Origin of the sequence: Flavobacterium sp. (genome assembly GCF_027531705.1) — a bacterium.
Classification (GTDB): Bacteria; Bacteroidota; Bacteroidia; order Flavobacteriales; family Flavobacteriaceae; genus Flavobacterium.
Genome location: NZ_JAPZSP010000039.1, coordinates 1 through 12,178 on the forward strand (window position 1 = coordinate 1; position 12,178 = coordinate 12,178).

General features: G+C 34.0%; 13 protein-coding genes. 9 read left to right on the forward strand and 4 right to left on the reverse strand.

Annotated elements, in window-relative coordinates; all coding sequences use genetic code 11:
* The 3 genes from O9267_RS13230 to O9267_RS13240 form a co-directional block, all read right to left on the reverse strand.
* Positions 1–1,049 (reverse strand): GMC family oxidoreductase (locus tag O9267_RS13230; protein WP_298180334.1); only part of this gene is annotated, 1,049 nt, incomplete at its 3' end.
* Positions 1,050–1,085: 36 nt separating this feature from the next.
* A complete protein-coding gene (locus O9267_RS13235; protein ID WP_298180336.1) occupies positions 1,086–1,964 on the reverse strand; it encodes a TIM barrel protein in 879 nt (292 codons plus the stop codon).
* Positions 1,965–1,966: 2 nt separating this feature from the next.
* A complete protein-coding gene (locus O9267_RS13240) occupies positions 1,967–3,181 on the reverse strand; it encodes a nucleoside permease (RefSeq protein WP_298180337.1) in 1,215 nt (404 codons plus the stop codon).
* A 245-nt stretch (positions 3,182–3,426) separates the two neighbouring features.
* Here O9267_RS13240 and O9267_RS13245 point away from each other — a divergent pair, with 245 nt between their 5' ends.
* Positions 3,427–4,593: a Gfo/Idh/MocA family oxidoreductase gene (locus tag O9267_RS13245; protein ID WP_298180339.1), complete on the forward strand. Its 1,167-nt coding sequence runs from the start codon at positions 3,427–3,429 to the stop codon at positions 4,591–4,593.
* 47 nt (positions 4,594–4,640) lie between these two features.
* Here O9267_RS13245 and O9267_RS13250 read toward each other — a convergent pair whose 3' ends face one another.
* Positions 4,641–5,495 carry an archaemetzincin gene (locus O9267_RS13250; protein WP_298180341.1) on the reverse strand — a complete coding sequence of 285 codons (855 nt, stop codon included), beginning with the start codon at positions 5,493–5,495 and terminating at the stop codon, positions 4,641–4,643.
* A 238-nt stretch (positions 5,496–5,733) separates the two neighbouring features.
* Here O9267_RS13250 and clpB point away from each other — a divergent pair, with 238 nt between their 5' ends.
* From clpB to O9267_RS13290, 8 genes are all read left to right on the forward strand, one after another.
* On the forward strand, positions 5,734–8,343 hold the full coding sequence (gene clpB, locus O9267_RS13255; RefSeq protein ID WP_298180343.1) for an ATP-dependent chaperone ClpB: 2,610 nt from the start codon (positions 5,734–5,736) through the stop codon (positions 8,341–8,343).
* 10 nt (positions 8,344–8,353) lie between these two features.
* On the forward strand, positions 8,354–8,764 hold the full coding sequence (locus tag O9267_RS13260; protein ID WP_298180346.1) for a hypothetical protein: 411 nt from the start codon (positions 8,354–8,356) through the stop codon (positions 8,762–8,764).
* Between the two features lie 223 nt (positions 8,765–8,987).
* Complete coding sequence (locus O9267_RS13265; RefSeq protein ID WP_298180348.1) at positions 8,988–9,353, forward strand: DUF2200 domain-containing protein; 366 nt, start codon at positions 8,988–8,990, stop codon at positions 9,351–9,353.
* A 59-nt stretch (positions 9,354–9,412) separates the two neighbouring features.
* Positions 9,413–10,417, forward strand: coding sequence for a virulence RhuM family protein (locus O9267_RS13270; protein ID WP_298180350.1), 1,005 nt, complete (start codon positions 9,413–9,415; stop codon positions 10,415–10,417).
* A gap of 10 nt (positions 10,418–10,427) precedes the next feature.
* Positions 10,428–10,778, forward strand: coding sequence for a VOC family protein (locus O9267_RS13275; protein WP_298180353.1), 351 nt, complete (start codon positions 10,428–10,430; stop codon positions 10,776–10,778).
* Positions 10,779–10,909: 131 nt separating this feature from the next.
* Complete coding sequence (locus O9267_RS13280; protein ID WP_298180355.1) at positions 10,910–11,464, forward strand: DUF2975 domain-containing protein; 555 nt, start codon at positions 10,910–10,912, stop codon at positions 11,462–11,464.
* 2 nt (positions 11,465–11,466) lie between these two features.
* Positions 11,467–11,670: a helix-turn-helix transcriptional regulator gene (locus tag O9267_RS13285; protein ID WP_298180356.1), complete on the forward strand. Its 204-nt coding sequence runs from the start codon at positions 11,467–11,469 to the stop codon at positions 11,668–11,670.
* 112 nt (positions 11,671–11,782) lie between these two features.
* Entirely contained in the window at positions 11,783–12,175 is a 393-nt protein-coding gene (locus tag O9267_RS13290; protein ID WP_298180358.1) for a DUF1801 domain-containing protein, read from the forward strand.
* Positions 12,176–12,178 lie beyond the last annotated feature (3 nt).

Here is a 12,178-nt window from a genome sequence, read left to right on the forward strand (position 1 = left end):
TACGAATCTTCATGTCCATCAAAATCGCCCGAAGCACCTACTCTAAAATGGTGATCCATCGCATTATGACCTAACTCACCACTACTGCTTCCTAATCCATCTTTCCATACGTCTTTAGCTGAATTCATTAAAATCCAAGTAGAATTAAAAGCCGACGCACACAAGAAAACAATTTTGCTATTGAAAACCATTTCTTCATTTGATTCGGCATCAATAACAGTTACTCCTGTTGCTTTTTTAGTAGTTTTATCATAATTAACTTCTTTCACAATCGAAAAAGGTCTCAAAGTCAAATTGCCTGTTTTTACAGCAGCTGGCAATGTTGAAGACTGTGTAGAAAAATAACCTCCAAACTGACATCCATTCCAACACATATTTCGGAATTGACATGGAGTTCTGTCTTTGATGGCTTTGGTTACGTGAGCAACACGACCAATAATTAAAGTTCGTGTATTTTTATAATGCTCCTTAATTTTTGATGCTACTGTTTTCTCAATAACATTCAATTCCATTGGCGGTAGAAATTCACTATCAGGTAATTGTGGTAAGTTTTCTTTTGAACCACTCACACCAATAAATTTTTCAACATAAGAATACCAAGGCGCAATATCTTTATAACGAATTGGCCAATCTACCGCAACTCCATCTTTTAAATTAGCTTCAAAATCTAAATCGCTCCAACGGTAACTTTGCCTTCCCCACATAAGTGAACGCCCTCCAACATGATAGCCTCTAAACCAATCGAAACGTTTGGTTTCGGTATATGGATTTTCTTTATCACTTGCCCAATAAGAAAGATTTCTCTCATTAAGTGGATAATCTCTTTTTAGCACAGGATAATCCTCAATCATCTGTTTTGTTGGTCTGTAATGACGATGTGGATATTCCCAAACTGGCTTATTTTGCTCAACATAATCTTTTATATGCTCAATGTTATGACCTCTTTCAAGAAGTAGTACCTTCAATCCTTTTTCAGTCAATTCTTTTGCTGCCCAGCCTCCCGAAATTCCGGAACCTACAACAATCGCATCGTATTGATTTTCTGCCATTTTTTTTAGTAATTAGTTATGATTAGTACCTTATTTTTAAATATCGCATGTTTGAACTGCTTTTTGCAAAGCCGCTTCTTTGTCTTTAGCCAATGGCATAAACTCTTGTGCCACATAGCCTTTGTATCCAGTAGCGGCAATAGCTTTCATAATAGCTGGATAGTATAATTCTTGAGAATCATCAATTTCATTTCGACCAGGAACACCAGCCGTGTGATAATGTCCAAAATACTGATGGTTTTTCTTTATTGTGCTTATGATATCGCCTTCCATAATTTGCATATGGTAAATATCATAAAGCAATTTGAAATTTTCACTTCCAAGCTGTTTACACAATTCAATTCCCCAACTTGACGAATCTGCCATATAATCAGGATGATTGACTTTGCTATTGAACAATTCCATTTGAATTATAACGCCTCTTTTTTCAGCTTTAGCCATAATTTGTTTTAATCCCACCACACAGTTTTTCAAACCTTTTTCGTTGGTCATTCCGTTGCGATTTCCGCTAAAACAAATTAGGTTTTTATAACCTGCATCGGCAACTAAGTCAATATATTTTAAATAGTTATTGATTAAAACTTCATGGTATTTTGGTTCGTTCCATCCTTCGGTCAAACTTATGTGAGCACCAGTACACATGGAAGAATCGATCCCGTATTTTTTCAGAATTGGAAAATCTTTTGGCTCAACCAAATCGATTGCTGAAAAACCAATCTTTTTGACCAAAACACACAATTCTTCTATTGAAAGTTGGTCAAAAGTCCAACGGCAAACGGAATGATTTATGTTTCCTTTTAATTTTTTATTAGTTTCAATAGTAGCTTTCTCATCAATATTGGCAACTGCATTAACTACACTAGGAAAAACTAAACTTCCTAATGCCAAATTCTTGATGAGTTTTCTCCTATTCATAATTAAGCCTCAATTTTAGCTTTAGCTTTTTCTCTAAAGAAAACAAAGAACATTAATGAAATTCCAGCGGCGAATATGCATGGGAAAATCCAGATTTTATTCCAGTTATGTCCAGCATCTATTGCGTTTTGATCTACAATCATTCCAGCTACATAAAAACCAATGTACATTCCAACGCCATAAGTTGCAAGTGTTATCAAACCTTGTGCTGATGAACGAACATTTTCGCCAGCTTTTTGGTCGGTATAAATTTGCCCTGTTACAAAGAAGAAATCGTAACAAATTCCGTGTAAAATAATACCTGCATAAAGCATCCAAAGGCTATCATCTACATTTCCGTAAGCGAATAATAAATAACGTAAAACCCATGCAAGCATTCCAATTAACAACATTTGTTTGATTCCGAAACGAACAAAGAAAAGTGGCATTAGGAACAAAAATAAAGTTTCCGACATTTGACCCATAGTCATTTTTGCAGCGGCACTTTCTACTCCAACTTCATTCAAAAATTGGTTAGCTTGTCCATAATAAAATGCTAAAGGAATACAAATCAAAATAGAAGCAATAAAGAAAACTAAATAATTTTTATCTGCTAAAACTTTCAAGGCGTCTAAACCAATTGTTTCAGAAAAACTAACTGATTTTCCTGCTTTTGGAGGTGGCGTATTTGGTAAAAAGAAACTATAAATTCCAAAACCAACCGATACTATTGAAGCTACCAAAAAAGTAATATTTAATGTTTTTGGAGAAGCTTCCCAAGCCATCCAACCAATTATTAATCCTGAAGCAATCCAACCAATTGTTCCCCAAACTCTAATTTTAGAGAATTCTTTCTCGGCATCTTTAATTTGGTTTAATGAAATTGAATTTACCAACGCTAATGTTGGCATAAAAAGTATCATATAAATCAACAACAACGAATAAAACGAGTCGAAATTGGTGCTACTTGAAATCACATAAAGCAATACACCGCCAATTAAGTGTAAAATTCCCAAAATCTTTTGAGCCGCAAAAAATTTATCTGCAATCATTCCAACTATAAAAGGTGCTACAATGGCGCCTAAACATTGTGTTCCATAAGCCATTCCTGTTTGTGCTCCTGTTGCCCCAATATCACCTTTGGTTAAAAAAGTTCCCATAGTTACAAACCAAATTCCCCAAATGAAGAAATTGAAAAACATCATAACCGAAAGTTGAATTTTAGTAGTAAATTTCATTGTATAAATTGCTTTTTAATTGATAATTTTTTATTCAATATGTAAAAAAAAGTGATTATTTTTTTACTTAATTCATCAAACTTACAAATTAATTTCATTTAACATAAATAAAATTAGTTAAAAAAGTTAACAAAAAAAATAAATGCTTCATTTTCAAGCAATAAAAGAATTTTTAATTTTATTTTGTTGGAAACCTACTTTTTTTTCCGCAAGTTTGCATTTGTAATTACCTAAAACACAATTTTATGAACGCAAGAAAATTACGAATGGGAATGATTGGCGGTGGTCGTGGCGCCTTCATCGGAGCAATTCACAGACACGCATTATGGATGGATGGTTTGATAGAAATAAAATGTGGCGCGCTAAGTGTCGATCCCGAACTTGCAAATGCCTCTGGTGAAGATTTATTCTTGGATAAAAACCGAATCTATCTTACTTATGAAGAAATGCTAACTAAAGAAGCAGCTCTTCCTGAAAATGAACGAATAGATTTTGTAACCATAGTAACACCGAACTTTGCCCATTTTGAACCAGCCATGATGGCATTAGACAAAGGTTTTCATGTTGTTTTAGAAAAACCAATGACGTTAACTTACGAGCAAGCAATTCAGCTTCAAGCTAAAGTTAAAGAAACGGGTAAAAGATTATGTTTAACGCATACCTATTCGGGTTATCCGATGGTGAAACAAGCCAAAGCAATGCTCAAAAATGGTGATTTAGGCACCATTAGAAAAGTTTGGGTGGAATATCCGCAAGGTTGGTTATCCAAATTATCTGAACGCGAAGGAAATGTGCAAGCTGCTTGGCGAACAGATCCTTCTAAAAGTGGAAAAAGTGGCTCGATGGGCGATATTGGAACACACGCGGCTCATTTGGCTGAATATATTACTGGTTTGCAAATCACCGAATTGTGTGCTGATTTACAAATAAAAGTTGCGGGTAGAATGTTAGACGACGATGGAAATGTATTGCTTCGTTTTAACAATGGTGCCAACGGAGTTTTAATGGCTTCGCAAGTAGCTGCTGGCGAAGAAAATGCTTTAAAAATTAGAGTTTATGGAGAAAAAGGCGGTCTAGAATGGCATCAAATGGAACCAAATACATTGTTATTAAAATGGCTTGATGCTCCGACACAAATTCTAAGAGCTGGTGGAAATTACGAAAATCTTAGTCCGTTTATGACTTCTAATTGCAGAACACCTGGCGGACATCCTGAAGGTTATTTAGAAGCTTTTGCTAACATTTATAAAAACTTCGCGCTAACTTTATTATTTGAATTAAAAGGTGAAAAACCAACCGAAATCATGCTAGATTTTCCAAATGAAAATGACGGTGTTCGCGGAATGGCATTTATAGAAAATGTTGTGAATTCATCCAATTCAGATATCAAATGGTATCCTTTTAAAATGTAATTTCTCAAAATAGAATCTTCTAAATCCTGAGTGAAAGCTTGGGATTTTTAATTTATAGCTTTTACTTGTTTTTGCAAAATTAAAGCATCTTTATCTAAATGATTCACTTTTAAAAAATTTGCCAATTCTTTTAATCGTTTAACATCATCATATTTCAAATTCCATGATAATTTCTTTAAACATTCTGAACACATAGCATTAGGTTTGGTGTCTGATTCAGGTAAATGATTGACACCATTCATCAAACAAACCGCATTTTGACAATGACTAATAGAAAACATATGTCCAATTTCATGAACAGCCGTTTTCGAAATTCTATTCAAACAAAGTGTATAATCATTATCGGTTAGAAATCTGTTGAAAGAAGAAATACCTGTTCTTTTTTTATAACTAGCCAAACCAAAAACATAATTCCAATTTTCATTTGGATATAAATCTTTAGCAGTAATTGCCATAATTACAATTCCATCATCAGGAATTTTCTTTGGCAAAATTTCATTTATTATAAAACTCGCGTCCAATTGTTCAATTCCACTATTCATTCTTTTTTTATTACTCGGAATAGCATCTTCTGTAACAATTGGCAATAATTTTGTTTCCAATTGAAAAAACAAACCAACATATTCAACAGTTTTTACAACAATTTCATGTTCTTCTGGAGTAAAGTTCCCAATAGGTTGAAGGTAAATCACTTTTTGCTTACTCGAAATTGTAACAGGTTTTATAGCACAATATTTTTCAAAACTTTGTTTCGATTCTGGATGTTCAAATCGCCATTCACCATAATCTGGCGTTCCGAGTTTTACATCTAGAACAGCAAGTTTATCCAAAGGATTATTTTGAGAAGAATTTTGACAAGAACAAAAAAACAACAAAACCAAAGAAACAATTACTACTTTCATAACTCTATTTTTTATTATTAACTAAATAGAATTCATTTTAGTATGTAAAAAAGAAGAAAAATTGACATCTACAAAGCCATTTTGTCGTAACTTTAAAAGAATTATCACTCAAAATCAGCCATTTTGACCGAAAATAACGATTGGAACACATATTGACGAAATTCTTTAAAAGAATAATAAATAGAATTAATTAAAAAAAATACAGACAAGGCAATGCCTTGTCTCAACAGTATAAATTATGAACATCACTAAATTCACAATCAAATCGCAAGAAGCTTTGCAACAAGCACAGCAAATTGCACAAAGTTTCGGTCAACAACAAGTTGAAAACGAACACATTTTCAAAGGTATTTTAGAAGTCGATGAAAACGTGACGCCTTTTATTTTGAAAAAACTCAACGTCAATGTGGAGCTTTTCAAAAAAGTATTGGATAGCACTATTCAAAGTTTTCCAAAGGTTTCGGGTGGCGAATTACAATTCTCACGTGATGCTGGAACGGCTATGAACGAAGCCGAAATCATTGCCAAAAAAATGAACGACGAATTCGTTTCTATCGAACATTTGATATTGGCTATTTTCAAATCTAGAAGCAAAGTTGCTCAAATTCTGAAAGATCAAGGCGTTACCGAAAAAGGACTTGAAGCCGCTATCAACGAAATCAGAAAAGGCGAACGCGTTACTTCTGCTTCTGCCGAAGAAACGTATAATGCTTTGAATAAATACGCCAAAAACCTCAACGAATTAGCCAAAAGTGGCAAACTCGATCCTGTAATTGGTCGTGATGAAGAAATTCGTCGTGTATTGCAAATCTTAACGCGTCGTACCAAAAACAATCCTATGTTGGTGGGTGAACCTGGTGTTGGTAAAACAGCCATTGCCGAAGGTTTAGCACATAGAATCGTTGATGGCGATGTTCCCGAAAATCTAAAAGACAAAATCGTTTTTTCTTTAGATATGGGTGCGCTGATTGCAGGTGCGAAATACAAAGGTGAATTTGAAGAACGTCTAAAAGCGGTTGTAAAAGAAGTAACTTCTGCCGAAGGCGATATCGTGCTTTTCATTGACGAAATTCACACGCTTGTAGGTGCTGGCGGTGGCGAAGGTGCAATGGATGCCGCTAACATTTTAAAACCTGCTTTGGCTCGTGGAGAATTGCGTGCGATTGGTGCGACAACTTTAGACGAATACCAAAAATATTTCGAGAAAGACAAAGCATTAGAACGCCGTTTCCAAAAAGTAATGGTCGATGAACCTGATACCGAAAGTGCGATTTCGATTTTGCGTGGTATCAAAGAAAAATATGAAACCCACCACAAAGTGCGTATCAAAGATGATGCTATTATTGCGGCTGTTGAGCTTTCACAACGTTATATTACCAATCGTTTTTTGCCAGATAAAGCTATTGACTTGATGGACGAAGCGGCTTCTAAATTGCGTATGGAAATTAATTCAAAACCCGAAGAATTGGATGTTTTGGATAGAAAAATCATGCAGTTGGAAATCGAAATGGAAGCTATCAAACGTGAGAATGACGAAACCAAATTGAAAGGTTTGGGAATGGATTTGGCAAATCTAAAAGAAGATCGAAATGAGATTTTCGCCAAATGGAAATCAGAGAAAGATGTCGTTGACAATATTCAAAACGTTAAACAAGAAATTGAAGATTTCAAAACCGAAGCCGAGCAAGCCGAACGTAATGGTGATTACGGAAAAGTAGCCGAAATTCGTTACGGAAAAATCAAAGAAGCGCAAGAACGTTTGGATGTTTTGCAAACACAATTAGCCGAAAATCAATCGGGCACTTCCTTGATAAAAGAAGAAGTAACACGCGAAGATATTGCCGAAGTCGTAGCCAAATGGACCGGAATTCCAGTAATGAAAATGCTGCAAGGCGAAAGAGAAAAACTCTTGAAACTAGAAGACGAATTGCACCACAGAGTAGTTGGTCAAGAAGAAGCTATTGAAGCTGTGAGTGATGCCGTTCGTAGAAGTCGTGCCGGATTGCAAGACATGAAAAAACCTATTGGTTCGTTCTTATTCTTAGGAACCACTGGAGTTGGTAAAACCGAATTAGCAAAAGCGTTAGCCGAATATTTGTTCGATGATGAAAACGCCATGACCAGAATTGACATGAGCGAATACCAAGAACGCCACAGTGTTAGCCGTTTGGTTGGTGCGCCTCCAGGATATGTAGGTTATGACGAAGGCGGACAATTGACCGAAGCCGTGCGTAGAAAACCGTATTCTGTGATTTTGTTAGACGAAATTGAAAAAGCGCATCCCGACACGTTTAATATCTTGTTGCAAGTTTTAGACGAAGGACGATTGACCGACAACAAGGGTCGTGTGGCCGATTTCAAAAACACGATTATCATCATGACTTCCAACATGGGAAGCGCTATTATACAAGAGAAATTTGATAATCTAAAAGGCAACATCGAAGCCGTAACCGAAGCTGCGAAAGTGGAAGTTTTGGGATTGCTCAAACAAACCGTTCGCCCAGAGTTTATAAACCGTATTGACGAAATTGTAATGTTCACGCCATTAACCAACGCCAACATTAGAGAAATCGTCGGATTGCAACTCAAAGGCGTGGTCAAAATGCTGGCACATCAAAACATCACTATGGATGCAACACCCGAAGCCATCGATTATTTGGCACAAAAAGGCTACGACCCACAATATGGTGCTCGCCCTGTAAAAAGAGTGATACAAAGAGAAGTTTTGAACCAATTGAGCAAAGAGATTTTAGCTGGCAAAGTCACCACCGACAGCATCATTTTGCTAGACAGCTTCGACGGACAATTGGTGTTTAGAAATCAAAGCGAAGAGTTAATTACGAATTAAAAAAATGAAAATGAAAAATTTTGACATTGAGAGTTTAGTTAATCCTGAGATTGTTGAAGGAGCATTTATATACCATGACAATGAAATTTTTGAAGTAATTGATATGGATATAAATCAAATTACTATAATAAATAAAATTTCAGGAAAAAAAAATATTTCTGATAAAGATTGGAGTCCAATAGAATTAAATGAAGACTGGCTCAATAGATTCAATTTAAAAGTTGGGTCAAAAATCAGAAATAAAACTACAGATTTAGACTGGATAATAAAATCAACAGGGAATTTATACTACACATCAATATATGTTGAACCACCATATGGAGACAATCCAGTAATTGGGCTTAAGTTTGTTCATGAATTACAAGCGTGGTATTTTAGGCTAACTCATGAAAATATCAAACTAAACAAAAAATTATGTTAGTCAATAATATTGAATTTAATATTCTTACAAAAAATGGAAATTTTAACAACACAATACCAAAACCAATTTCACGTTATATAAATGTTACTACAGAGTAATTCATAATTTAAGAGTTAATACTAAGAAAGTTGCCAAAAGAAATTTTGGCACTTTTTTTGTGCAAAATTGGTACTGACTAACTATTTCTTTTACTTTGTATAGTTGAAAATTTAACTTTCTAAACATGAGCAGCACAGCCCACCACGATGAGCGCATGGCCAAAATGACATTTGCATCGGTTTATCCGCACTATGTAACCAAAGTAGAAAAGAAAAACAGAACTAAAGAAGAACTCCACCAAGTGATAGAATGGCTAACGAGTTACGATGAAAAAGCATTACAAAAAACCATAGAAAACAAACTTACCTTCGAGCAGTTTTTCAAAGAAGCCCAACTAAACCCAAACGCGCATTTGATAACAGGTGTAATCTGCGGTTATCGCGTAGAAGAAATCACCAACGAGTTAACGCAACAAATCCGCTATTTAGACAAACTTGTAGATGAACTAGCCAAAGGTCGCAAAATGGAGAAAATTCTGCGTGACAGGTAAAATATCCTCAAAACTGAATTGGGGATTTTTTGTATATTTACAATTCTATTTATTATTATATGCACGAAAATCAATCTACTATCTTAATTTATCAAACCGAAGATGGCGTTACTAAAATAGAAACACGTCTTTTGGATGAAACCGTTTGGCTTACTCAGGCTCAACTAGGTGACTTGTTTCAAAAATCAAAATCTACCATTAGTGAACATTTAAAAAATATTTTTCTTGAAGGTGAATTAAATGAAAATTCAACTGTTCGGAAATTCCGAACAGTTCAAACTGAAGGAACACGAAATGTGGAAAGAGATATAGAAGTCTACAACCTAGATGTAATAATTTCGGTTGGTTATCGAGTAAAATCGCATCGTGGTACACAGTTTAGAATATGGGCAACACAACGATTAAAAGAATATTTAATCAAAGGTTTTACCATGAATGACGATTTGCTAAAGCAAGTTGGAGGCGGAAACTATTTTGACGAATTATTAGCTCGTATTCGTGACATTCGTTCTTCTGAAAAAGTTTTTTGGAGAAAGGTTTTAGATATTTATTCAACAAGCATAGATTATGACCCAACCGTTGAAACATCTCAAAATTTCTTCAAAACCATACAAAACAAAATGCATTGGGCAGCTCATGGAAATACAGCGGCCGAGATTATTTATAAGCGTATAGATGCAACAAAACCAAATCTTGGTTTAACCAATTTTAAAGGAGAAAAGCCTACTCAGCAAGAAACTGAGATTGCCAAAAACTATTTAAACGAAAAAGAATTAAATCTATTAAACCGAATTGTAACTGCTTATTTGGAATTTGCTGAATTACAAGCATTAAACCAAAAACCAATGTACATGAAGGATTGGATAGAACGTTTGGATGATTTTCTAAAAATGTCAGGTCAAGAAATTTTAAATCATTTAGGTACAATTAGTCATGATAAAGCCATTGAAAAAGCTAAATTAGAATTTGAAAAATTCAAAGAATTGACCAAAAATGAACTTTCTAAAGTAGAAAAAGACTTCATTAATCAAATTGAAAGCACAACTAAAAAGTTAAAAAAATAAGTATATATCCATGCTAACCAACATCAACCCAAAACTTCCAATGCGAAGTAAAAAAGCTACTAAAGACTATTATGTTAATCAACTTGGCTTTTCCGAAATTGGAGATTATGATGGTTATTTGATGGTAGAAAAAGACGCAATTGAACTCCATTTTTTTGAATTCAAAGATCTCAATCCAGACGAAAATTACGGTCAAGTTTATATTAGAACCGATAAAATTGATTCGTTATACCAAACACTTTTAGATGCCAAAGTAAGGATTCATCCCAACGGATTATTGGAAACAAAACCTTGGGGACAAAAAGAATTTTCTTTGTTAGATCCTGACAAAAATTTGCTGACTTTTGGTGAAAGTATTTAGTCAAAATAAATCTATAATTTAATTTTCCTAAAATGATTATCAACTAAAATATTTTATCATTTAACATATTTTTATTGTTTATCAATAAATTTTTATTATTTTTGCTTCATCAACTTAAAATAATGAAATGTATGGAAATCAAAATTAGCACCAAACAATTACTTTATGTATTGCTGTTTATCGCTTGGATTATATTCATTGGCATTTGCATTGAAGCTGGTGGCTTTATTGTAAATACCATTTTGCCATTTGTAACCAAAACAAACAACGCTAGCAACTATTGGAACGGTTTAGACTTATCTAACTTATTCATGCGCGACTCGGGAAATTTTGTGGTTTTAACATTTTTAATGATTATTGTGTCGGTTCTAAAAGCAATACTATTTTACCTTATCATAAAATTGTTGCACGATAAAAAATTAGATTTAGCAAAACCCTTTAATGATGCTTTACAAAAATTTATATCAATTAGTTCTTATTTAGCATTTGGAATAGGTCTTTTTTGCAACTACGGAAAAAATTATGCTGCTTGGTTAGAAAGCCAAAATATTTTGTTACCAAAAATAGAAGATTTGCGTTTTGATGGTGGAGATGTATGGCTGTTTATGGGAATTATTTTATTTATAATTTCTTTTATTATCAAAAAAGGAGTCGAAATTCAAGCTGAAAACGAATTAACAATATAAATATGCCAATAGTAGTAAACCTTGACGTAATGATGGCAAAGAGAAAAATGTCACTAAACGAACTTTCCGAAAAAGTCGATTTGACATTATCAAACTTATCAATCCTAAAAACAGGAAAAGCCAAAGCCATTCGCTTTAACACACTTGAAGCCATCTGCAAAGCATTAGATTGCCAACCAGGTGATATATTGGAATATGTAGAGTAATACTAAATAATCACGAGTAAGATGCTCCCGCCAGCAATCAGACTTTTAAACTAAAACAATCCTCAATTCATCGTTGGGGATTTTTTGTATATTTACTTTTTAAACAAAAAAAATGCTTCCAGAAATTCAAAACTATAACAATTCTCACTCTACAGAATACGTGGAAATTTGTAATAAATTGACGGAAATTATCATGAAAAATCTACCTGAAGCCGAAAAAAAAATTTGGCATTCACATCCCGTTTGGTTTTTGGATGGAAATCCGATTGTGGGTTATGACAAATTAAAAAATGGTTTGAGATTGATGTTTTGGAGCGGTGCCAGTTTTGACGAAAGTCAACTAAAAATCGGAAATGGAAAATTTAAAGATGCCTCAAAAACTTATACATCAATAGATGAAATAAACATAGAAGATATTGAGCGTTGGCTTCAAAAATCGAGAGAAATTCAGTGGGATTATAAAAATATTGTAAAACGAAAAGGCGTTTTAGAACGCTTGAAATAAATT